General features: G+C 42.6%; 17 protein-coding genes. 11 read left to right on the top strand and 6 right to left on the bottom strand.

Annotation, left to right across the window (positions count from 1 at the left end; genetic code table 11):
• Positions 1 to 53 precede the first annotated feature (53 nt).
• On the top strand, positions 54 to 977 hold the full coding sequence (locus J2X69_RS09265; RefSeq protein ID WP_310101969.1) for a hypothetical protein: 924 nt from the start codon (positions 54 to 56) through the stop codon (positions 975 to 977).
• Positions 978 to 1,103: 126 nt separating this feature from the next.
• Here the strand turns inward: J2X69_RS09265 and fbaA are convergent, their stop codons facing one another.
• On the bottom strand, positions 1,104 to 2,165 hold the full coding sequence (fbaA, locus tag J2X69_RS09260) for a class II fructose-bisphosphate aldolase (RefSeq protein ID WP_283414306.1): 1,062 nt from the start codon (positions 2,163 to 2,165) through the stop codon (positions 1,104 to 1,106).
• Between the two features lie 462 nt (positions 2,166 to 2,627).
• On the opposite strand from fbaA, the gene J2X69_RS09255 reads away from it, so the two are divergent.
• The 4 genes from J2X69_RS09255 to J2X69_RS09240 all read left to right on the top strand — a co-directional run bounded on the left by J2X69_RS09255 (position 2,628) and on the right by J2X69_RS09240 (position 8,780).
• The gene (locus tag J2X69_RS09255) at positions 2,628 to 3,659 is read left to right on the top strand and encodes a LacI family DNA-binding transcriptional regulator (RefSeq protein WP_310101963.1); all 1,032 of its coding nucleotides are present in this window, start codon (positions 2,628 to 2,630) and stop codon (positions 3,657 to 3,659) included.
• Positions 3,660 to 3,842: 183 nt separating this feature from the next.
• A complete protein-coding gene (locus tag J2X69_RS09250) occupies positions 3,843 to 6,284 on the top strand; it encodes a glycoside hydrolase family 31 protein (protein ID WP_310101960.1) in 2,442 nt (813 codons plus the stop codon).
• A gap of 33 nt (positions 6,285 to 6,317) precedes the next feature.
• Positions 6,318 to 7,643 (top strand): MFS transporter, encoded by a 1,326-nt coding sequence (locus J2X69_RS09245; RefSeq protein WP_310101957.1) that lies wholly within the window; start codon positions 6,318 to 6,320, stop codon positions 7,641 to 7,643.
• 264 nt (positions 7,644 to 7,907) lie between these two features.
• Positions 7,908 to 8,780: an ABC transporter substrate-binding protein gene (locus J2X69_RS09240; protein WP_310101955.1), complete on the top strand. Its 873-nt coding sequence runs from the start codon at positions 7,908 to 7,910 to the stop codon at positions 8,778 to 8,780.
• Here the strand turns inward: J2X69_RS09240 and J2X69_RS09235 are convergent.
• The 5 genes from J2X69_RS09235 to dnaG form a co-directional block, all read right to left on the bottom strand.
• Positions 8,766 to 10,622 carry a tetratricopeptide repeat protein gene (locus J2X69_RS09235; RefSeq protein WP_310101953.1) on the bottom strand — a complete coding sequence of 619 codons (1,857 nt, stop codon included), beginning with the start codon at positions 10,620 to 10,622 and terminating at the stop codon, positions 8,766 to 8,768. The two genes, J2X69_RS09240 and J2X69_RS09235, sit on opposite strands and share 15 nt — an antisense overlap.
• Positions 10,623 to 10,790: 168 nt before the next feature.
• A complete protein-coding gene (gene surE / locus J2X69_RS09230; protein WP_310101950.1) occupies positions 10,791 to 11,576 on the bottom strand; it encodes a 5'/3'-nucleotidase SurE in 786 nt (261 codons plus the stop codon).
• On the bottom strand, positions 11,577 to 12,221 hold the full coding sequence (locus tag J2X69_RS09225) for a hypothetical protein (RefSeq protein ID WP_310101947.1): 645 nt from the start codon (positions 12,219 to 12,221) through the stop codon (positions 11,577 to 11,579).
• 93 nt (positions 12,222 to 12,314) lie between these two features.
• Positions 12,315 to 13,526 (bottom strand): bifunctional 3,4-dihydroxy-2-butanone-4-phosphate synthase/GTP cyclohydrolase II, encoded by a 1,212-nt coding sequence (locus J2X69_RS09220; RefSeq protein ID WP_310101942.1) that lies wholly within the window; start codon positions 13,524 to 13,526, stop codon positions 12,315 to 12,317.
• Positions 13,527 to 13,612: 86 nt separating this feature from the next.
• Positions 13,613 to 15,550 carry a DNA primase gene (dnaG, locus tag J2X69_RS09215; RefSeq protein ID WP_310101939.1) on the bottom strand — a complete coding sequence of 646 codons (1,938 nt, stop codon included), beginning with the start codon at positions 15,548 to 15,550 and terminating at the stop codon, positions 13,613 to 13,615.
• 152 nt (positions 15,551 to 15,702) lie between these two features.
• On the opposite strand from dnaG, the gene J2X69_RS09210 reads away from it, so the two are divergent.
• The 6 genes from J2X69_RS09210 to J2X69_RS09185 all read left to right on the top strand — a co-directional run bounded on the left by J2X69_RS09210 (position 15,703) and on the right by J2X69_RS09185 (position 23,170).
• Positions 15,703 to 16,797 carry an Mrp/NBP35 family ATP-binding protein gene (locus J2X69_RS09210; RefSeq protein WP_310101935.1) on the top strand — a complete coding sequence of 365 codons (1,095 nt, stop codon included), beginning with the start codon at positions 15,703 to 15,705 and terminating at the stop codon, positions 16,795 to 16,797.
• Positions 16,798 to 16,801: 4 nt separating this feature from the next.
• The gene (locus tag J2X69_RS09205) at positions 16,802 to 17,050 is read left to right on the top strand and encodes a NifU family protein (RefSeq protein ID WP_310101931.1); all 249 of its coding nucleotides are present in this window, start codon (positions 16,802 to 16,804) and stop codon (positions 17,048 to 17,050) included.
• Between the two features lie 11 nt (positions 17,051 to 17,061).
• Positions 17,062 to 20,139, top strand: a complete 3,078-nt coding sequence (locus tag J2X69_RS09200; protein ID WP_310101927.1) for a T9SS-dependent choice-of-anchor J family protein — start codon at positions 17,062 to 17,064, stop codon at positions 20,137 to 20,139.
• A 145-nt stretch (positions 20,140 to 20,284) separates the two neighbouring features.
• Positions 20,285 to 21,025, top strand: a complete 741-nt coding sequence (locus J2X69_RS09195) for a PASTA domain-containing protein (protein ID WP_310101922.1) — start codon at positions 20,285 to 20,287, stop codon at positions 21,023 to 21,025.
• A gap of 5 nt (positions 21,026 to 21,030) precedes the next feature.
• Positions 21,031 to 22,869, top strand: coding sequence for a T9SS type A sorting domain-containing protein (locus J2X69_RS09190; protein ID WP_310101919.1), 1,839 nt, complete (start codon positions 21,031 to 21,033; stop codon positions 22,867 to 22,869).
• Positions 22,870 to 22,873: 4 nt separating this feature from the next.
• Positions 22,874 to 23,170 (top strand): rhodanese-like domain-containing protein, encoded by a 297-nt coding sequence (locus J2X69_RS09185; protein ID WP_310101916.1) that lies wholly within the window; start codon positions 22,874 to 22,876, stop codon positions 23,168 to 23,170.
• Positions 23,171 to 23,407: the final 237 nt, after the last annotated feature.

Below are 23,407 nucleotides of genomic sequence, written 5' to 3'. Positions count from 1 at the left end.
TGGACTTTTTGCATTATTTTGGGTTTTTATTTAATTCCAATTTTATAAAATCCATGAAGAACTGTTTTCTAACCACTCTATTTTTATTTCTTTCATCTATTGTCTTGGCGCAAACTTCAAAGACTTATTTCAATGCTGCAGGGGATAAGCATCTCGCAGGGGAATTTGACTTGGAAATCCTTAAATCTGATAGCTCCTTTCAAACTTGGTATGTTGAGAATGAGCGTTTATTTAACCTTTCCGGGAAAAATACGGATTGGAAAAATGCATTTGAAAATTCAGAAGTTGAAATCCTTATTGGGACCTGGTGTGGGGACAGCAAGCGCTGGGTGCCCCAATTTGTCAAACTTTGGAATGAGCTGGGTCTTGAGGAGAGCCAGCTGAAATTCACCGCTCTTTATGATGGCAAGGAACTTTATAAACAAGGACCAAACGGAGAAGAAAAGGGAAAATTAATCCATCGTGTTCCTACCTTCATTTTCACAAATAAGGGTGAAGAGTTCGCAAGGATTGTCGAGTTCCCTGTCAATGATCTGGAGACAGACTTAGCTCAAATTGCATTAGGATATGCTTCTGAACCTAATTACAGAGCTGCTACCTACCTTCTTGAATTATTTGAGTCAGAGCCTCTGGATTCAGTTTATAAAAATGTGCAAACTCACTTTAACAATGTCTACAGACTAGTGGGGAAAGAAAAAGAATTAAATACGCTAGGCTACGTGTTCAAATATTCTGATCGGATGCCCGAGGCATTACTGACGTTTGAGATTAATTCCGTGCTGTTCCCCTACTCTCCAAATGTGCTTCATAGCTATGGTGAGGCCCTTATGGATAATAATCAGAAAGATCTGGCTATACAACTATTTAAACGTGTTATAGAATTGGAACCGGGCAATGAAACAGCCCTCAACCAATTGAAAGAACTGCAAGATGAAATTGATCATGACGAAGAACGTCAAACGGAGGGAGAATTATAAATCCTAAGACCTTGTAGGGATTCCATCGCCTGCCCCGACTAATCGGAGTACCTAATAAAAATCAAGTTGTAATAATTAAAAAAGTCACCTGAAAGGGTGACTTTTTTAATTATTCAGAAATGAGGATTAATTTCTGTTTACCGCATTAAGCATATCAAAAGCAAGCTCAAGACGCTTCACGAAATTCTCCTCACCTTTACGCAACCAGTTTCTTGGATCGTAGTATTTTTTATTTGGGCTATCAGCACCGTCCGGATTACCCAGCTGAGTCTGAAGATACGCTTCGTTCTTTTTGTAGTTATTCAAGATACCCTCCCAGAAAGCCCACTGCATATCTGTATCAATATTCATCTTGATAGAGCCATAGCTGTTTGCTTCTCTGATCTCTTCTACTGTAGATCCTGATCCACCATGGAACACAAAGTTCAACGGCTTACCTGTCAAACCATGCTTTTCTTTGATGAAGTCCTGAGAGTTCTTCAAGATGATTGGCTTCAGGCTAACGTTACCTGGCTTGTATACTCCGTGTACATTACCGAAAGCAGCAGCGATAGTAAACAGATCTCCGATTTCTTTCAAGTGCTCGTATGCATAAGCTACTTCCTCAGGCTGAGTATAAAGTTTGGAAGAATCAATATCGGTATTATCTACACCATCTTCTTCTCCGCCTGTTACGCCCAATTCGATTTCTATAGCCATTTCCAGCTTTTCGAATTCTTTGAAGTAGTTACAAGAAATCTCTACGTTTTCTTCCAATGGCTCTTCGGACAGATCCAACATATGGGAGCTATACAAAGGTCTCTTGTGCGTAGCGTAATAAGCCTTCCCCGCATCCAAAAGTCCGTCAATCCACGGCAGCAATTTCTTAGCTGCATGATCTGTATGCAGAATCACAGGAACACCATACGCTTCAGCCATCAAATGCACGTGATGCGCACCTGAGATACCGCCTGCGATGCTTGCCTGCTGCTTATCGTTCGCCAGAGATTTTCCTGCAAAAAACTGTGCTCCGCCATTAGAGAACTGAATGATCACGGGAGAATTCAGCTTTTTGGCAGTCTCAAGTACTGCATTCACTGAATTGGTGTTGATCACATTTACTGCAGGCATTGCGAACTCGTTCTCTTTAGCATAAGCATAAAGATCTCGAAGTTCTTCACCGTATTTTACTCCAGGTTTAAATTTCATATGATTATAATTTGGTTTTAAAGGCCATATGGAATCTCGCATGCATTATAATCATCCCAGTGTGTGACTCCTGAGTCATGCTCGATTTCATGTGTTATTAGGTTTGTTTATTTCAATTTTATAAGCCCAAAAAGGCTCCGTTTTTCCAACGCAGGCTCCAAAGATATAAATCCCTTCCTTATAATTCCCCACATCCAATTCTAAAATATCCTTCTTAAAAGTATTTCTCCGTGTGCAATCGATTCCAAAACAGAAGATTTAGAAAAATTGAATAAATTGAAAATATTTTTGAGCTTAGATAAGCAAGTATTCCCATTTCCTATTCTAACAAAACATGACCGTGTGACATAATTATGCAAAAATTCATTTTCAAGACATTTATTTGATTCCCACCAAAAATCAATAGCTTGGAGGCAAGTCAAGGTTAACCATTACTACTTTTTATACTTCTAACTTTAAGTTATGAAACTAGGTCAAGCTACTATAAAAGATATCGCACGCGAGTTGAACCTCTCGGTTTCCACTATCTCCAGAGCACTGAAAGATTACCCGGGGATTAATAGTGAAACTAAGCGAAAAGTTAAGGAAGTAGCCGAAAAATTGAACTACCGCCCAAATGCCATTGCCTTGTCACTTCGCAAAAGCAGGTCATTTACCATAGGAGTAATCATCCCCGAGGTAGTTCATTTTTTCTTCTCCACAGTGATTAGCGGCATAGAGGAAATCGCCAATTCCAGAGGGTATAATGTCATTCTTTCCCAATCCAATGAAAAATTAAGCCGGGAAATATCGAGTATAGAGACCATGCTTTCTAACCAAATCGATGGAGTTTTGGTGAGTTATTCCAAGGAGACAAAGGATTTCGATCACTTTACAAAGGTACTGGATCAGGGATTCCCCATTGTGTTTTTTGACCGTGCACCCGCTATCCCGAATGCGATCAATGTCATGGTGGATGATTACCAGGGGGCATACGATGCTACGGCACATCTGATCAGTCAGGGTTACAAGAATATCGTACACCTAGCTGGACCAAAAACCCTTAAAATAAGCATAGACAGGGAAAATGGGTATAAAGCTGCATTGGAGAAAAATGGGATCTCCGTCAATCCCGCGCACATTATCTCATGTCCCTTGGGAACCGTGGAAGAAAGTAGGGAGATGGTTGCGGAGTTGCTGGATTCTCTTCCGGAGCGACCCGACTCTTTTTTTTCCTGCAATGACATAGGAGCTGTCGGAGCAATGATGGCCTGTCGGGATGCAGGTTTAAAAATCCCGTTGGAAGTTGGGATTGTCGGCTTCTCAGATTGGCAGTTCTGCGCAATGCTCGACCCTCAGCTTTCATCTGTATCACAGCCGGGATTTACTATGGGAGCCAAAGCCACGGAGATCTTGCTTGACATCATCGAGAAAAAACTTGATCCCAAAACTATGGAGCAATCCTTGATTCTGGAGACAAAACTGATGGAAAGGGATTCCTCAAAAAGATTTTAGAAGAAAGTTGCACTTTTTTCTATCAAAAATTGCAAACGTTTGAATAGGGCAAATTTTCGATCCAAGGCACATCTTGCCTTTTCCTGCTGTCGATTTATTGGCTTTCAGCTAATTCCAAAGTTTTTATGATCCGGTTTTGGTTCTAAATTAGTTGCGCTTCTACCCTTTAAGAGCAATTGATACATGATCCACAACCTCCCAGAATCATCCCTCCAACACTCATCTTCTTCACGATACCTCTCTATTGGAAAAATAGAAAATTGGGCAGAGAATGAAAGTGGCTTTGTCGCTTACAGCAAAATAGCCCAAGTCAAAATCAGTGTGGTCCGGGATGGAATTATCAGAGTTCAAGCATCGCGGAATTCTACCTTTGATCCCAATCCCTACTCGGTCATAGCCCAGCCTAAAACGGTTGAGTTTACACTTGAAGAAAAAGAAACATCAATCCACCTCAAAACTTCAAAGATTCATTTGCAATTTGACTTCCAAAATGGAGTATGTTCATTTTATGATGTAAGTGGTACCCTACTCAATAAAGATGATTCATTGGGGATTTCCTGGATAGGCACGGAAGTCACTTGCTACAAGGAGCTTCAATCCAATGAGAAATTTATTGGTCTTGGGGAGAAGACAGGGAATCTCAACAGGGCAGGAAGAGCATATACCAATTGGAATACAGATTACTTCGGCTATGGGATCAGCGATGATCCGCTGTATGCGAGTATTCCATTTTACATCGGACTACAGGAGGGGAAAGCCTACGGAATCTACCTTGACAACACACATAAAAGCATTTTCAACTTTGGAGCCTCCACAGACAGATTTATGTATTTCAATGCAGAGGATGGAGACATGGATTATTATTTTATCCATCAGCCTACTGTCGCCGGGATAATCAGCAGCTATACCGAGCTGACAGGAACTATGGAAATACCTCCCAAATGGGCTCTAGGCTATCAGCAATGCCGGTATTCATATTATCCGGACAAGGAGGTGCTGACCTTAGCCAATACGTTTCGGGAAAAGGAAATGCCTGCAGATGTAATCTACTTGGATATCCACCATATGGAGCATTATAAGGTATTCACTTTTGACGGGGAGAAATTTTCTGATCCTAAGGGCCTGATATCGAAGCTTAAGGAAAAAGGATTTAGAGTGGTGGTAATCTTAGACCCGGGAATAAAAACTGAGCCGGGATATATTCCTTACGATGAGGGAAAATCGCAGGGATTGTTTGTCAACTATCCTGACGGAAAAGAATACGTAGCACAAGTCTGGCCTGGCCCATGCGCTTTTCCGGACTTCACCAATCCCAAAACCCGTGCATGGTGGATGGAGAAAATGGCTTTTTACACAGAGGCCGGAGTAGACGGATTCTGGACTGATATGAACGAACCTGCTTCTTGGGGTCAGTTCACTCCCAATTTGATCGAGTTTGATTATGAAGGGAATACCGCATCACACAGAAAAGCCCGGAATATTTATGGCATGCAGATGGCAAAAAGCACACAACAAGGCTCTTCCGACAATCTGCCAAATCAGCGTCCATTTGTATTGACGAGATCGGGTTTTGCGGGTGTGCAGCGCTATGCTGCCATCTGGACAGGGGACAATGTCTCCACTGAAGAGCATATGCTTGCAGGAGTTCGATTAGTCAATAGTCTTGGATTAAGCGGAATTCCTTTTTCCGGTTATGACCTGGGAGGATTTGCCCGAGAAGCTACCAAATCGCTTTATGCCCGATGGATGAGTATTGGCACATTCTCGCCACTTTTTCGTGCCCATTCCATGATCAACAGCAATGATGCCGAACCTTGGGCTTTTGGCGAGGAAGTGGAAGAGATCTCCAGAACTTATATGAAATTGAGATACAAATTGCTCCCTACGCTTTACAGCAAATTTCGGCTAAGCAGCCAAACCGGACTGCCCGTCGCTGCTAGCTTGGCTGTAGATTATTCCGCAGATCCATTGGTTTACCTTCCTGCATACCAAAATCAATACCTATTCTGTGATACTATAATGGTAGCGCCGGTAGAAAGCTATAAGGAGATTACGAAAGTCTATTTACCCAAGGGAGATTGGTACTACTTTTTCACTGACCAAACTTATAATGGAAATCAGGTTATTTACCAGGATTGCCCTTTGAATAACCTACCTGTTTTCATCAAAGCAGGAAGTATTCTCGCCCTGCAAAACGACATCGCCCATACCCGTGCAATAAATGATGGAATTCTTCGAATACATCTGTATAAAGGAACTCAAGCAAGTGAATACATACACTATGAAGATGATGGAGAAAGTCTGGAGTATAAGTCGGGCAAGTATCTGGAGCGTGTATTCAGATACTTCCCGAACGAGTCAAAATTAACCATCAACGAAGCGAAGGGGAATTACCCCAGCGACTTTGAGACGTTCAGAATATACCTTCACGGTTTCACGACTGACGGTGCTACTTTGGGCAAAAAAACAATTAGCTTGAATAAAGAGAGTTTTGCGTTTTTGGATAAATTGAGTGACTTTGATCCTCTGCCGGATATGCGCTTTCCACATTTATCCATTCCCAATTTGAAATACATGGATCTAAAAATCGAGTCACATAAAATCGAAATCTGTGATTTAGTTTAATCTACATGATCTACTACTCCTTACATCACCCAAATGCCCAACTTTAAAAAGAAGTTAGATTTCTGGCAAATCTGGAACATGAGTTTTGGCATGCTGGGAATTCAATTCGGCTTTGCGCTGCAAGGAGGCTTTATGTCCAGAATCTTTCAGACGCTGGGTGCTGACAAAGACGCCATTCCCATGCTTTGGATAGCGGCTCCTCTGACAGGACTATTGATTCAGCCTATAGTGGGGTACATGAGTGACCGCACCTGGCACAATCGATTTGGCAGAAGAAAGCCATTCTTTTTTGTGGGAGCCCTGCTGAGTTCCATTGCGCTGTTTTTCACCCCCTATTCTTCTGCACTTTGGATGGCTGCAGGAGCCCTATGGATTCTTGATGCCTCGATCAATATCAGCATGGAGCCTTTTCGCGCTTTGGTGGCTGACAAACTTCTCGATTCCCAGCGTTCCTATGGCTTTATCGTACAAACACTGATTATAGGCACAGGCACTTGGGTTGCGTCAAATCTGCCATGGATAATGACTCAACTTGGCGTACCGAATACGGCCCCGGAAGGTGTAGTTCCTGATTCGGTGAAATATGCTTTTGCCATAGGAGCTTTCGTACTATTCTCGTCCATTCTATACACCATTCTAAAAACCGAAGAATATCCTCCCGAAGACATAGCTGATTTTAAGCTTCAGAAAGCAAAAAGCAAGGGATTATTAAAGGGAGTAAAAGAAATTTTCAGCAGTATTTGGGATATACCCGTAGTCATGAGGCAGCTGGGAGTGGTTCAATTTTTCTCCTGGTTTGCTTTCTTCACCATGTGGAGTTTTGCTACGCCGGCGATTACAGAGCATATCTTTGGAGCCACTGACACCAGTTCGGCCGCTTACAATAACGCTGCCGATAGTGTGGGAAACTATTTAGGCACCTATGGTTTAGTGTCCATGTTTGCAGCGCTAGTTTTATCAGTATTCTCCAGTAGATATAGAATCAACCGAAAGCTTCTTCACCTTACAAGTCTAGTAGCAGGAGGAACAGGATTTATCCTGATTTATTTCATTACCGAGCCGTGGATGCTTCACATCTGCTTTGGGCTAGTCGGAATCGCCTGGGCAAGTATTCTATCCATGCCTTATGCCATGCTTTCCAGTTCGGTGAATCCTCTAAAAATGGGGATTTACATGGGGATTTTTAATATGTTTATCGTTATTCCCCAGATCATTGCAGCATTGGGGGGAATCAATTTTCTCTATAAACTACTTTTCGGCGAGGCGGTCATCAATACCATGCTGTTGGCAGGAACACTCTTAATCTTGGCCGGTCTTAGCACGCTGTTGATTACAGACCAAAAAGCAGCCCATGATTAATTCGGGATGATTTCTTTGAGTGGAACTTCTATTTAATTTTCGGTTCTTACCTTTACATCAAGTAAAATCAGGATCAATGAAAATCGATCCTGCCTCAGGCAGGCAGGGATTCGATCCCGTTTCCTTCGTCACGGGACAGGTTATGACCACTACAAATCAAATTATAAACACATGAAATCGAGCATGACTCAGAACGTCACACACCGGGATGATTATCAATCATGCGAGATTCCATCTGACTATTAAAAATCAAAATATAAACAGATGAAAACCCTTCGAATCACCGGCGTTCCAGAGCATTTCAATTTCCCTTGGAGAAAAGTTGTAGCAGCGCAACCCTTCGAAAAAGATGGAGTTCTCCTTCAATGGATAGATGAATCCCGAGGTTCCGGACAGATGAACAAGGATTTGAGAGAGGACAATACCGATATTGCCATTGTGCTTACCGAGAGTTTTCTGAAAGATTTTGAAGCCGGAAATCCATCCAAAATGATTGGTTTCCATGTAAAATCCCCTCTAAACTGGGGGATCCATATCTCGGGCGATTCTCCGGTCAATTCAGTGGATGAAATAAAAGAACCGGCCTTTCTAATCAGCAGGCCGGGCTCCGGATCGCAACTTATGAGTTATGTACTGGCCAAGAGGGAAGGCTGGAATTCTGAAACACTGGAATTTAAAACCGTAAACAACCTACCGGGGGCTTTGGAGGCCATGAATGCGGAAAAGCCGGAAATGTTTCTCTGGGAAAAGTACACGACCAAACCTTGGGTGGACTCTGGGCAAATGAAGCGGATCGGGGAAGTACCAAGTCCCTGGCCTTGTTTTGCCATCATTGCTTCAGACAAGGCGTTGGCAGAATTTGGTAAGATCCTATTTCAGTTAAGAGACAGTGTCTACCACGCTTCTGAAAACCTTCAGGCAAGCGATTTGGCAGTTAAAGAGATTTCTCAAAATTATGAACTGGATGCTGCTGATGTGAAGGAATGGTTTGCACAGACTACATGGGCGATTGATTCGGAAATCTCACGGGCTCAATTGATGAATTCCATGAAAACCATGAAAGAGTTGGGAATAATCTCTGAAGAAATCCCTTTAGAAAATTTTCTTACTTCCCAATACTTATCAATTACTTTCTAGGACTTTACTTGCAGGGATTTTGATAGAGACTTTCGTTCCTCCCCCTTCTTTGCTTTTAATATGCAAGTCACCTCCATTCATCCGGATAAATTCCTTGCAAATCTGAAGCCCCAGCCCTGACCCTTTCTCTTTTTTTGTACCCAAAGTAGAATCGGATATGACGTATCCCCTGGAAAGGACGGCATTGATCTGCTCTTCCTTCATACCGACCCCCTGATCTTTGACAGTCCATACAATCAGTCCATTGTCTACTTTGGTCGAAAGTTGGATCACATCTCCCGGTTTGGAGAATTTCACGGCGTTGTTCAAAATATTTCTAACCACCACCTCTATCAAATCCCGATCTGCATAAATCTCTAAGTCGGTGAGTAAAGACGAATCGACGATTTTCAGTGACTTCTCCTGTAATTGAGGCTTGATCAGCTTTAATGTGGAGCTAATTAACTCATCTAGATTAAAATTAACTCTGTGAAGCTTGAATCCTTCCATCTGAGCCATAGACCATCTCAAGGTATTGTTCAGTGTAAAATACACTGAATCTACGTCCTCCTTCAAACTGTGAATCAATCCATCAAATTCTTCCTGATCCAAATACCCGGAAGTCAATAAATCTACAATAGATTTCACCTGTCCTATAGGTCCCCTTAGGTCATGTCCCAGTATAGAAAATAACTTATTTTTGGTTTGATTGATTTCCTGAAGCTGGCTTGACTTGGCTTCCAGTTCTTCCTTTTGCTTGTAAATCCTCCGTTTTTGTAATATCAGTCCCGTATTATATCTCTTAATGTTTCGATTTAGGATAAACAGCCAAATCATCAGTCCAAAAATCAAGATAGAGCCGATTCCTATCAGGATCATTATCCTTCTATTCATAGCCAATCTAGTGGTCTGATGTTCATTCTGTGCTACAAGTAAGTCTAGCTCTGATTGTTCCAAATCATCCTGAAACATTCCCTGCATCAGTGCCAGTCTATCCCTTGCTGCTCTGTTCACCAAAGAATCATTTAAGGCCACATAGTGGGATTGCTGTTCGAAAGCTTCTTTATAATTCCCGGTCTGCTTATAATAATCCGCTAAATATTTATGGCTTTTTGAAAGCTCGTCCAGAAAGCTGTGTTGCCTAGACAGCTCTACTCCCTCTAGTAATACTTTTTTTGCCTTATCTGGCTTCCCGTTTAAAAGATATGTATTGCCAAGCCTATGGAGAACACTGGCGTTAAAGGCGGTAAGGCCACGGGCTTCTCCATTTTTCAGAGCTTTTTCAAAGACATGCTCCGCAGAATCAAGTTGATTTCTTTTTAGGTAAACATCACCGATGACGCGATTGGAAAATGACAGCATATAGGGTGAGCCTGCACGGATATTTATATCAATAGCCCTAGATGCATAATACATAGCAGAATCATATTCATCCAGATAAAGAAAATTGAAGGCAACATTATTTAGGCTCCTTATCATGGTATAGAGATCACTTGCTTTGTTGCTGATCTCATAGGCCTTTTTAAACTGAATAATAGCAAAAGTGTAATTATGCTGCTCATAGTACAAAGCCCCCAGGTTGTTCAGCACTCGTGCAGCCTCCTGCAAATTCTCCCCTGCTATTGCCAGATCATATGCACTCTTGGAGTAATCAAAGCTCTTCTGCCACTGACCTTTACGGTAATAGATCCAGCCTATATTTTCTTTGGCTTTGGCTTCTGCAGACTTATTATTGAGAGATTTTGCCAGCTGCTCGGCCTCTACTGCATAATTAAACGCTTCTTCCTGCTCAATTTCCCGAAGGTAGGAAGACAACTCATTGAGAACAGTCAATCTACTCCCTCCCCTAGCATTAGGCAGCACGTTTTTAAGGCTATCAATATTCGGGATTTGGGCAAATAATCCCGTTGTGCCTAAGAAAAAAAAAAGTACACTAAGTAATTTCGGACTCAAACGATTTTTACTATTAATGAATTATGAAAATAATTTAACTCCTTAAATCACAAGTAAAAAATAGACACCCTCCAAAATCTACTTTTTAAACTCCTCCCAGTCCCAATTTTTGTTCATTTGAGCGATCGCATGGTGTGCAGTCAAATCATATTGACAGGGAACTATCGAAATATAGTTGTTTGCAATTGCCCATTCGTCATTATCTTCTCCTTTATCAAAATTCACGAAATTTCCTGCCAGCCAAAAATATTTCCGCCCGTTGGGATCAAAGCGCTCATCAAATTCTTCCTGCCATTTGGCTTCTGCTTGGCGGCAGATTTTCACCCCTCTGATACTTTCATTTTGTTTGGGAGGAAAATTTACATTTAGAGCAACGCCTTTAGGCATCCCTTTTTGCAAGACCTGCCGGGCTATTTTCTCCACCCATTCCTCCACATGCGAAAAATCAGCATTAGAAGAAAAATCACAAAGGCTAAATCCAATGGAAGGATATCCTTCCAAAGCTCCTTCTATGGCCGCAGACATAGTACCTGAGTACAGCACCGAAATTGAAGTGTTGGAACCGTGGTTGATTCCACTTACGATCAAATCGGGACTTTTGTCCTTCATCACATAATGTTTTGCCAGTTTCACACAATCAGCGGGAGTTCCACTTGATTTATATGCTTTAACGTCTTCGAACGTATCTTCCTCATCCAGACGGAGTGTCTCCCCTATAGTAATGGCATGTCCCATGCCAGACTGAGGGCTGTCCGGTGCCACCACCACTACATCTCCCAGTTTCTTCATTACAGATACGAGCACACGGATTCCTTTAGAGGTGATTCCATCGTCATTTGAGACGAGAATTAAAGGTTTAGACATTTAATTTTGATTCAATTCGTTATAGTAAGCTGTAATTCGAAGAAGATCCCCCCTCTTGTCATAATCCAAGCGATTCTTTCTCATGAATAGAGAAATTTGTTCATCATGGCCGGGAAGCATCTCAAAAAGGTCTTTTTTCTTCATGCTGTATTGTTCAATCTTACCATTTTTCAAAAAGTAAAATTTAAAAGCAAGTCTTTGTCCCATCATAGATGGGCCATAAAAAGGATTCATTCCATAGCCTCCCATCATACCATACCCTCCCATTCCCCGGGAGTCGGTAGCTACATATTCTCTACACAGCAATGCAAGATCTTCTCCTTCAGTCAGTACCTCAAAGAAGATCGGTGTGGCGTAATCGCTGTCTTGGGAATAAGGCAAACTAAAAAACTTGCGTACGCCACCGTATATCTCATCAAAGAACTCAAAATAGGTGACGTTGGTAGCAGTAAATGTATCCACTGTCTGGTCTTGAAGCTGGACCACATTATTCTCAAGGTCGTATTTGATTTTCCCTCCATACACCTGTCCATCGGTAGTATAGATGTTACCCTTATGCCAAACCTGCGAAGGGAATTGATTCTGCGCAAATAAAACAGTTATGCCCAGAAACAAGAAGCCAAGTAATAAGAGTGCTTTTTTCATGGTTTTCATCATAGCCTTAATTACGCAATAAAATATCCTCAGGTTGAAACTCTCTCCGGTTTTATTGTCCTATATCAGGTTAAGAACAGGATTTTATTTCAAAATATTGTGTCCCATCTTATCTCTTTTGGTTTGCAGATATTTTTCATTGTGCACATTTGGCACTATTTCTATGGGAACTTGCTCTACTATCTCCAGCCCATAGCCCAGCAAACCAACACGCTTCTGCGGGTTATTTGAAATCAGACGCAATTTGCTCACTTCCAAATCTCTTAAAATCTGAGCTCCTACCCCATAGTCTCTACTGTCCGAAGGAAGTCCCAGTGCAAGATTTGCCTGTACGGTATCCATACCTTCTTCCTGTAGCTTATAGGCTTTCAACTTATTGATAAGGCCTATGCCTCTTCCTTCTTGATTCATATAGAGTATTACCCCCTTGCCTTCATTCTGCACCATCCGCATCGCAGCGTGTAGCTGAGGGCCGCAGTCACATCTGCAGGAGCCGAAGATATCTCCCGTCATACAGGAAGAATGCACACGGACTAAGATAGGCTCGTCTTTTTCCCATTTGCCTTTGATCAGTGCAAGATGAAGCTCTTGGGTATTGGTCTGGCGAAAAGCTATCAATTCGAAATCACCAAAATCTGTCGGTAAATCCACTCCGATTTCACGCTGGATAAGGGATTCATGCTTGAGCCGGTAAGCGATCAAATCCTTAATCGAAATCAACTTCAGATTGAATTTTTTGGCAACTTCCACAAGATCAGGAAGGCGGGCCATAGTCCCATCTTCATTCATGATTTCCACCAGAACTCCGGCTGGAGAATATCCTGCCAATCGGGCCAAATCAATGGCAGCTTCAGTATGTCCGGCTCTTCTCAGAACTCCACCTCTCTTGGCTTTGAGTGGAAAAATATGGCCGGGCTTGCCCAATTCACTTGGGTCTATAGAGTCATCTACCAGCGCTTTGATAGTTTTGGCACGATCTGCAGTGGAAATCCCGGTAGTACACCCATGTCCGATTAGATCTACAGACACGGTAAATGGTGTTTCGAAGGCGGCAGTATTATTGCCAACCATCAGCTCCAGGCCAAGCTTTTCGCAGCGATCCTCTATCAAAGGCGCACAAATCAGCCCACGTCCGTGAGTAGCCATAAAATTGATGATCTCAGGAGTGACAGTCTCTGCTGCACATATGAAATCGCCTTCATTTTCTCTGTCCTCATCATCTACTACGATGATCACTTCTCCATTTTTGATTGCTGCTATTGCATCTTCAATGGGATCCAGAATGTATTTTTCCACGAAATTTGTGTTTGAATTACTAGTTAGAAAGGCAAATTTACACGCTTTCAAATCTTAAACAGATTGTAGCCAAATAAAGTTTGGTATTACCCGATCACAATACCCAACTCCCTGTCAATCTCAAGCTGGACTTTCTTCAGCTCAAAGTAGATCACCTGAAACTCATGGACTTTGTCATCATCCAGGTGCTCAGACTCTGCATTTTTTATTTTCTCCTTGGCCTCTTCCATCAGTTTCTGTACCATTTTACGCTTCAATCTCAAAATGGATTTAAAGCCTGTCATCGTAAGATCGTCAGATTCAGTATTGATGATAATCTGATGTGTATCTGCCCAGTGATGGGATACTTCATGACGGACAGTGACTAGATCTATCACCTCTTTTTGCACTGCTTGATCACCCAGTCCTATAAAAAACTCAGCAGTGGGGATTTCGCCTTGAACCAAACTATTGCGATAGAGATCCAAAATTTTAGTGTAGATAGGTGTAGTAAACTCCAGATCTTCGGTCTCCGAAAGCAGGTACTGGCACAAGTGCGTTTCTTCATCACCCAATTTTTGCCAGCCATAATTCACTAAAATCCTAATCATTTCCCGCTCTTGAATTCTCAGAATTTCGGAAAAAGAAGTGGCCGTTTCATCAGGAATCAGTTCCTCCATTGCCTGCTCGGCAAAAAGATCATCCTTATGATTATTGGATTTTTCCTTCTGTCCCTTCAGAAGCAGTTTATTCAGCTCAGCATGGATAATGTCCTCTTCGATGCTTAGAAGTCCCGAAGCTTCCTTGGCGTATACTGAGCGAATTATAGGATCCGGAATCTTCCCTATACTTTGGACTACCTCACGGATCACTTCGGCTTTTCGGATTGGGTTCTTGGTAAACTCCTCTTTGTACAAGCCAATTTTGAAGCCGATGAAATCACGGCTATTATTCTCCAAATAATCCTGAAATGCCTGTGAACCAACTTTCCTCGAATAACTGTCCGGATCCTCTCCGTCCGGAAAAACCACAGCTTTCACATTCAAACCGCCTTCCAGTAGCAGGTCAATACCACGGAGGGAAGCCTTGATACCGGCAGCATCCCCATCGTAAAGTACTGTCACCTGATCGGTAAACCGTTTGATCAATTTGATTTGTCCCTCGGTAAGTGAGGTTCCTGAAGAAGCAACCACATTCTCAATTCCTGACAGATGCAGACTCACCACATCGGTATATCCTTCTACCAGATAGCAATTGTCTTTTTCTCTGATTGCTTTTTTTGCCTGAAACATCCCGTAGAGCACATCACTTTTGTGATACACAGGAGTCTCCGGGGAGTTGATGTACTTAGGCTGGTTTTTATCTTTGGTGAGAATCCGGGCACCAAATCCCAGTGGCTTCCCGCTGATGTTGTGGATGGTAAAAATCACCCGGTTTCTGAATCGGTCGTAAACTCTGGACGCGTCACCTTCCTTCTGCAGGATCAAGCCCGCCTTCAATAGAATTTCCTCACTGAACCCGGCTGATTTGGCAGCTTTCAGCAGATTATCCCAACCTTCCAGCGCATAGCCCAAATCAAACTTTTCGATGATGGCGGGAGTAAATCCCCGTTCTTTGAAGTAACTCAGACCGATTGATTTTCCTTCGGGAGTTTGAAGATTCTTCACAAAAAAATCTCTGGCAAATCCCAAGGAAATCAGTAAACTTTCCCGCTCGTTTTGAGCTTCGTTCTGCTCAGGTGTACGGGTTTCGTCCTCTTCTACTTCGATCCCATACCTACCAGCGATATGCTTGATTGCTTCCTGAAAACCTATGCCTTCAATGTCCATCACAAACTGAATGGGATCTCCGGCTTTGCCACAGCCAAAGCATTTATAGATCTGCTTGGCTGGGGAAATCGAAAATGAAGGAGTTTTTTCACCATGAAACGGGCAGTTGGCCCAGAGATTCTGGCCTTTCTTCTTCATAGGCAAGTAGTCACCGATCACCTCTTCGATGTCCATGCGTTCTTTGACCTTGTCCGTAGTAAGTTTGCTGATGCCCATAGGAAAATGAATGGAGCAAAGTTAATCGCTCAATCTATAAAATGAGAACTTTCTACAGTTTCTCCCAGTTCACAGGTAGAATACATTTTGCTTTCATTCTTTATTTAGAAGTCATTAAGCTCTAAATTGCGAAAAATTACAACATTCACCTCATGCAGTTAACTAAGGATAATATCCTGAAAACACTTTCCCGGGTACAAGATCCTGATCTAAAAAAGGATTTGGTGACTTTGGGAATGATACAGAAAATTGAAATCAACGGCAATAAAGTCAGTTTCAACGTTGTGCTCACTACTCCGGCTTGCCCGCTGAAAGAAGTCATCAAAAACAATTGTCTGGAAGCCTTGGAAGAAGACTTTGGAAATGATCCGGAATGGGATCTATTCATGACATCCCAAGTCACTACAGTAAGAGAAGCTGCACCTGTTCTGCCTCATGTAAAAAACATCATTGCCATAGCTTCCGGCAAGGGCGGCGTAGGTAAATCCACCACAGCAGTGAATCTGGCAGTTTCTTTGGCAAAATCCGGAGCAAAAGTGGGTCTGATCGATGCCGATATTTCGGGACCATCGATCCCTACCATGTTCAATGTAGAAGCTGAGCAACCTTCCGTAAAGAAGGTTGGTGATAAAAATATCATTATCCCTATAGAGCAGTATGGAGTGAAGCTGATGTCCATTGGATTTCTGACTCCTGTAGACAGTGCGGTGGTTTGGAGAGGCCCCATGGCCAGCTCTGCGCTGAAGCAGTTCATTTCTGATGTAGAATGGGGAGAGTTGGATTATCTGTTGATCGATTTGCCTCCCGGGACTTCGGATATTCACCTTACTATGGTACAGACTGTGCCGGTGACCGGAGCCGTGATCGTGACTACTCCGCAGAAAGTCGCTTTGGCGGATGCCAACAAGGGATTGTCGATGTTTAGACAGCCACAAATTAACGTACCCATCTTAGGTGTTATTGAAAATATGGCTTATTTTACACCCGAAGAATTGCCTGATAATAAGTATTATATATTTGGAAGAGAGGGTGGTAAAAGACTGGCTGAAAAATACGATGTGCCGTTTTTGGGAGAAATACCAATTGTACAAAGCATTAGGGAAAGTGGGGATTCGGGCTACCCTGCTGTATTGAAAAATGGAATAACCCAAGAATCCTATATGAATCTAGCGGAAGAAATAGCTAGACAAATTGCCATAAGAAATGCCTCTCAAACTAAAACTGAGGTGGTAGAAATTAAAGCTTAACATTATGCAACCAGAACTAAGAGAACAAATAGAATTTGCACTTGACACGATTCGTCCATATCTGGAAGCAGATGGAGGAAATGTAAGGATAGTAGAGCTTACCGACGACATGGTTTTGAGACTGGAATTGCTTGGCTCATGTGGATCATGTCCTATGTCGACTATGACGCTAAAGGCAGGGGTGGAAGAAGCCATCAAAAGGGCAATTCCTGAAATCAAGCGTGTGGAAGCTGTAAACCTTACTGTCGCTTAATCCGGATTTGAATGAAAAAAGGTTTTCGGGTTTTTGACAAAGCCAGTATGCTCCTACTGGGGGCATTTTTTGCAGTATCATCAGGCTTTGCTCAGCAAACTCAGACCTTTGGCCTCACAAATCAGCTAAATCAGTCCAATTCCCATACGCATAGGGAACAATGCGGGCATGTGATTTTGGAGCAAAAAATGGAAAAAGAATTGGGCGTTTTTGGCTCAAAGCCATTTTTTGAAAACTGGATAACTGATAAAATTGAAACCAAAAGCCTCCTACCCCAAATCCTCTCAAGAACTCACGATGACCCCATACTGATCCCCATAGTGGTTCATGTGATCCATACCGGAGATCAAGTAGGACAAGGGATAAATATCCCTGTATCACAAATTCAGGAACAGATCAGAATCTTAAATGAAGATTTCCAGCGGTTAAATGCCGATGCTGCCAATACCCCCGCGGAATTCCTGTCTGTCGCCGGTCAGTTAAACATAGAGTTTGTTCTTGCCAAACAAGACCCATCGGGACTCCCTACTGATGGCATTACCCGCACAGTAGGCACAAAATCCTCTTATGACCCTAATAATGATGCTTCCATCATCGGCCAGCTGATTCAATGGGATCCAAACGAGTATATGAATATGTATGTGACGGCTTTGGTAAGTCCCTACATAGGCTATGCATCGTTCCCCGTCTCTGATTTGCCGGGACTAAGTACTTCACCCTCCTCATCCATCACAGACGGAGTTGTAATCGACTATAGATATTTTGGTATTGGAGGAAGTGCCGTATCATCCTCAAGGGGCAGAACAGCCACCCATGAAGTAGGCCATTTTTTTGGCTTAAGGCATATATGGGGCGATGGTGGATGTGGGGTGGATGATTTCGTAGCGGATACCCCACTGCAAGATGGATCCAACAATTCCTGTAGTCCCAATCGAACCCGCTTTAGCTGCGATTCGAATGATATGATCCAAAACTTCATGGACTATACTCCGGATGCCTGTATGAATTTGTTTACCAGAGGTCAAATAGAGCGATTTGAAGTAGTGCTTGCCAACAGTCCCAGAAGAGTAACTTTGATCAACAACAGAGCTACTGTGGAACCGGTTCTTGTCGACAATGATTTGGCCATAGCCAGAGTGATTGAGCCGGGAGATTTTGAATGTGATCCTTTGATAAACCCTTCCCTAGAGTTATTAAATGCAGGGAAAAACACCCTAAACTCCGGAAGAGTAGAACTGAGGAGAAATGGAGCATTGCTGGAATCCAAAAGGTTTACGTTTAGCCTAGAGACGGGACAAAGTATTGTGGTGAATTTTAATGGGTTTACCCTGCTACCAAATGACAACACAGTAGAATTTACTGTCACGCAGGCAAATGATCTACCGGACACCAACACCGCCAATAACACACGAACCATTACTCCTGTTCTGCAGCAGGCAGTAGAGTTGCCTTACACTACCGACCTCAACACCTTCCCTTCACCTTGGACAGTAGTAAATCCTGATAATTTGGTGACTTGGGAAAAGAGAAACCTAACGGTTTCAGGCAATACACAGGAGGTAGTTTATATCCGTCACTTCGACTATGAATCACCGGGACAGCTAGACTATTACATCTCTCCTATTATTGATTTGTCCAAGTATCCAAACGCCCAACTTGTGTTTGAAGTGGCTCATGCACCATATAATCAAGTCGGGTATTCGGATAATTTAACAGTAGCCGTGTCTCAGGACTGCGGAAATACGTTTGATCTGGCAAATGCTCCTTATAACAAGAATGGCCAGCGATTAGAAACATCCTCAGCCACATTGGATGAATTTATTCCTACAAACAACAATCAGTTCAGGACGGAATTGGTGAATCTAGCCAAGTTTTCTGATCTTGGATTAGTGCGTTTGGCATTTATTTCGGAGAATGCTTACGGAAATAATATTTACATCAAAAACATCCGGATTCTTCCCAATGAAGAGTATAAATATGATCTGCGTATAGATGAGATTCTTTCACCAACTCCAATTGCGGATGGTACAAGTGAAACTGACAGTACGACGTTAACCAACACAGGTAATCTTCCTATCTCCAGCTTCCAGTTTACAACACGGACAAATAATGCCGCTACACAGACCTATCTAGCAAGTGGCAGTGTAATCCAGCCAGGAGAAAGCTTTAACATCGGCACCCCAAACGCTACTTCAGAAGGGAAAAACGAGCTCAAGTTTGTGAGTTCATTACCGAATTTTGATCAGAATGGAAATAATTCTGATAGCCTTACCAGGTACGTGATAGAAGATGCCGGCACTATCCCTGCCCCCTGGAGGCAAAATTTCAATAGCTCCGGGGCACTTGCCCCCTGGCAGACGATAAGTCCTGAGTCAGATGCTCAGCCTTGGTTTGTCTCTTCAATTTCCTCCGGGCAAGGTCCAAATAATGTCGCCATGCTTACCTCTAGTGAGAGCGGTCAAAGTTATTGGTTGGGGACTCCTGTTTTTGACCTATCAGTAAGCAGCCAAGCCAGTGTTTTCTTTGATTTGGCAGCAGGCCGGGTTAGCTCCACCACTACGCTGAGTGTATTGGCCAGTACAGACGGAGGAAATGTGTACACTGAAGTATGGAATGCGAGAGGTGATGAACTGTCTACCGTGGCTACAGGGGAATCCAATCCCAACAGTGCCGGAGATTATCACCGTAAATTCGTCAATTTAAGTGAGTTTGCCGGTGCAGGCAAAACCCATGTAAGGCTCGCTTTTGTGGTGAAAAATGGAGAAGAATCAGACGCTCCTATTTATCTGGATAATGTAGAATTGTTTTTGAATGCAAATCCGGAGCCTGTACTACCGGCTGTGGGAATTTCTTTGCTCTACCCCAACCCTGCACGGGAAGTATTTAATATCGCTTTCAATTTGGCTAATCACGAAGATGTAACTATTCAAATCATTTCCGGTACCGGAGCCGTTATTCAGGAAATCGAATATCCAAACACACTTAACCAGACTTATACTTTTAGCACACAATTATTCTCCAAGGGTGTATTTATCATAAAAATAACCGGCAATACCATTCGGGATACCAAAAAGCTGATTATTAATTAGTCAAATAAGCCGAGAAAAAACTCTTCGGCTTATTTTTTGCCTATGGATTTCCCCGGTTTTAGGGTAGTCCTTCTTTGTAAGGATTGAATTTCCCTCTTATCTTTAACTATTAAAATTTCTCAGGTATTTCATTCAGCACTCCCTTTTGAAAAAGATATTAATTAACCTCCTAGTGATTGTAGGGATTTCAGTTTTACTGGGCTTCCTTTTTTTGAAAATGTACCTTCCCATGTACACCAATCATGGCGAATCGGTATCAGTCCCTGATTTATCAGGCTATACCTTCGATGAGGGTGTGGATATTCTGGACCGTGCAGGACTTCAATACGACGTGTCGCTTGACTCAGGATTCAATACTGATCTTAAGACCTTTGCTATATTGAAGCAAATCCCGCAGGCAAATGCTCAGGTAAAAACGGGTAAAACCGTCTATCTTACGTTGAATGCCAAAAATCCCCCGATGCTCAAAATGCCAAATTTGGTCAACACTCCTTTAAAGAATGTACAGGAGATTTTGGCAAATATGGGTCTTGAGCGGGGCGATATAGTGTATGTGCCGGATATCGGTATAAATGTGGTGCTGGAGCAAAAATACCGGGGAGTGAATGTCCCTGAAGGCTTTGAAATTCCCAAAGGAGCACGGGTGGATCTGGTAGTGGGTGATGGGCTGGGCAATCAGATTCTTGCTGTGCCTAACCTAAAAGGCATGGAGGAAGTTGATGCTGAATTCATGATTTTAGGTTCAAGCCTAAGAGTGGGTAATAAATACTACATTGACACTGATTCGGTAAGTGCAGGTCAAGTTCTGAGGCAATCTCCTCCGGCGTCCAGGCAGGTAAAAACCGGCGAATTGATAGACCTTTGGATTGCTAAAGATAATTTCTAAGCTGAATGCGGAATAAGCTCCATATACTTCGAATGACTGGGCTGCTTGCAGCACTTTTTATTTCGACTTTGGCCCATGGCCAATTGGTGGAGTTTGCCCCTATTCAGAACCAAAAAATCAAACCCCAGAATCCCTCCGAACAGAAAGGAAGAATTCTGGGGAACAACATACTTCCATTCTGGGATGATTTTTCTCAAGGAATAGACACATTGAAATGGACTGTTTCAGGAGCTTCCTACACTGAAACCATTGGACTGAACGCCCCATCCATTGGCATGATCCTATTGGATGGAGTAGACGAAAATGGCCATCCCTACTCTTTATCCGAGCGTGACCAAGGAGTAACGGATTACCTTACTTCAAAACCATTTGATTTAAGTTCTTTAAGCTTATCAGCTAGTGAAAGTTTGTATTTAAGCTTCTTTTGGCAGGCAGCAGGAAGAGGAGAGCTTCCTGACGAAAATGACCAATTGACACTGCAAGCTCTAACTCCCGAAGGAAGTTGGGTTACAATTTGGAGCCAGCTTGGAGGAGTGGGAATTGATACGGATGTATTTCATCAGGAAATAGTACAGATTATTCCCGAATGGCAGCATGACTCTTTTCAGTTTCGCTTTTATGCCGACGGCAGGCAATCCGGTCCGTTTGACAGCTGGTTACTTGACTACGTTTACCTAAATGAGGGCAGAACCGGCTCTGACCTAAACTACAGGGACAGAAGCCTTACCCGAACAAATGAACTTAGAATTGGGGAGTACGGGGCATATCCTTTTGCCTTATTGGAAACCAATCAAGAAGGGCTTTGGGGCAGCATACAAAATGAGTTCTATAATCTGGAAAATCGCTTTCGGGCAATGGAATACTCCATCGTCATACGTGATTCTTCTACTATGACTACCACACCCATCAATCTCAACACGCCATTTAACCCCGTGCCGAATGCACTGGAACGTAGAGTGTTTGAAAGTAGAGAAGTTGGGGAAATTCCTATTCCGAAGAATGAAACGACCTTGGAGATTATTTCCTCAATTATTTCAGGGGATGGATTACTTTATGAAGTGGTAGCCGGTGATACCACTTTCTTTTCAACTGTAAATTATCAGTTAAATGATACTGTGAGGACATCGTTCCCACTGTTGGACTTTTTTGCCTATGACAATGGTTCCGCCGACTATGCAGCCGGACTCAATCAACGTTCCGGACAGGCGGCAGTAAAATACACCACACCCGAGGAAGTTTATATCAAGGGAATTTCCATCAATTTCACTAACCCCAGGCAAGTCAACCAGGCTGTAGATATCAATGTCTGGAAAGAGTTGGATGAGAAACCTATTTTCAGAAAGGAGGCGCTCATTGATGTGAAAGAAGAAGGTCAGGAGTTTCTATACTTTTCTCTGGACACCAACCTTCGTGTTGATGGGGATTTCTACATAGGCTACACACAATTTACCAATGATTTCCTTCATGTGGGGCTGGACAAGGTAAATGATACGGGAGACAAATTGTTTTACAATGTAGTCGGTGCTTGGGTTCAAAATGAAGAAATCCGCGGCTCGATGATGATCAGACCACACATCAGCATAGATGCGCCTTTTGAAGAAGAAGTGCCGCCAAATGAAGACAACATTCGGATCTATCCAAATCCTGTGCAAACACTGCTTAATGTAGAAGGGAAGTTTAGAGAATCAAGGATTTTTGATTCGTTTGGAAGAGAGATTTTTCTTGAACACCAACTTTCATCCAAGGGAGAAATTGTTAATTTTAACGGGCAACGGCCCGGTGTATATGTGCTCAATTTGACAACTGAATCCGGAGTGCAATCGTATAGAATTTTAGTTAAATAATATTATGGAAGATATTACTGTAGAAGACCTGAAATCCAGATTGGATAACAATGAAAAATTCGTGTTTTTAGACGTTCGGGAAGAATGGGAATACGAAGATGACAACTTGGGAGCAAAGAACATCCCATTGGCAGATTTACCGACTAGACTTGATGAGTTGGAAGATTACAAGGACACTGAAATTGTCGTTCACTGTCGCTCAGGAGCGAGAAGCATGAACGCCAAGAAATTCTTGGAATCCAAAGGCTATTCGAAGGTGCGGAATACTACCGGTGGAATAATAGCTTACAGAAATTTATAAGAGACTCCCTTCGGGGAGTTTTTTTTTTAACCACGGCGGTCACAGAGATTATCACAGGGGGCCGATTGCCTTATCCGATAGTATTGAATGTGAAGGACGATCTTAGATTTAGGGGACCGAAGAGAACCTTTGAGGTATTTTTTTTATCCCTGAAGGTTCTATATTCTTCACCTCAAAGTCATAAAGAAAGCAAAGAAGTACGCAAAGAAATTTTTGAAAAGTACGGTCTGCTGTCTT

Source organism: Algoriphagus sp. 4150 (assembly GCF_031457395.1).
Classification (GTDB): domain Bacteria; phylum Bacteroidota; class Bacteroidia; order Cytophagales; family Cyclobacteriaceae; genus Algoriphagus.
The sequence above is the reverse complement of the archived record's forward strand: the minus strand, read 5'-3'. Positions and strand labels throughout refer to the sequence as shown.

What these genes read in the sequence shown, in the direction of transcription:
- J2X69_RS09250 (WP_310101960.1), top strand. Translation starts at nt 3,843, where the DNA reads ATGATCCACAACCTCCCAGAATCATCCCTCCAACACTCATCTTCTTCA.
- J2X69_RS09210 (WP_310101935.1), top strand. Translation starts at nt 15,703, where the DNA reads ATGCAGTTAACTAAGGATAATATCCTGAAAACACTTTCCCGGGTACAA.
- J2X69_RS09200 (WP_310101927.1), top strand. Translation starts at nt 17,062, where the DNA reads ATGAAAAAAGGTTTTCGGGTTTTTGACAAAGCCAGTATGCTCCTACTG.
- J2X69_RS09225 (WP_310101947.1), bottom strand. Translation starts at nt 12,221, where the DNA reads ATGAAAAAAGCACTCTTATTACTTGGCTTCTTGTTTCTGGGCATAACT.
- J2X69_RS09190 (WP_310101919.1), top strand. Translation starts at nt 21,031, where the DNA reads ATGCGGAATAAGCTCCATATACTTCGAATGACTGGGCTGCTTGCAGCA.
- J2X69_RS09205 (WP_310101931.1), top strand. Translation starts at nt 16,802, where the DNA reads ATGCAACCAGAACTAAGAGAACAAATAGAATTTGCACTTGACACGATT.
- J2X69_RS09245 (WP_310101957.1), top strand. Translation starts at nt 6,318, where the DNA reads ATGCCCAACTTTAAAAAGAAGTTAGATTTCTGGCAAATCTGGAACATG.
- surE (WP_310101950.1), bottom strand. Translation starts at nt 11,576, where the DNA reads ATGTCTAAACCTTTAATTCTCGTCTCAAATGACGATGGAATCACCTCT.
- J2X69_RS09265 (WP_310101969.1), top strand. Translation starts at nt 54, where the DNA reads ATGAAGAACTGTTTTCTAACCACTCTATTTTTATTTCTTTCATCTATT.
- dnaG (WP_310101939.1), bottom strand. Translation starts at nt 15,550, where the DNA reads ATGGGCATCAGCAAACTTACTACGGACAAGGTCAAAGAACGCATGGAC.
- J2X69_RS09240 (WP_310101955.1), top strand. Translation starts at nt 7,908, where the DNA reads ATGAAAACCCTTCGAATCACCGGCGTTCCAGAGCATTTCAATTTCCCT.
- J2X69_RS09185 (WP_310101916.1), top strand. Translation starts at nt 22,874, where the DNA reads ATGGAAGATATTACTGTAGAAGACCTGAAATCCAGATTGGATAACAAT.
- J2X69_RS09255 (WP_310101963.1), top strand. Translation starts at nt 2,628, where the DNA reads ATGAAACTAGGTCAAGCTACTATAAAAGATATCGCACGCGAGTTGAAC.
- fbaA (WP_283414306.1), bottom strand. Translation starts at nt 2,165, where the DNA reads ATGAAATTTAAACCTGGAGTAAAATACGGTGAAGAACTTCGAGATCTT.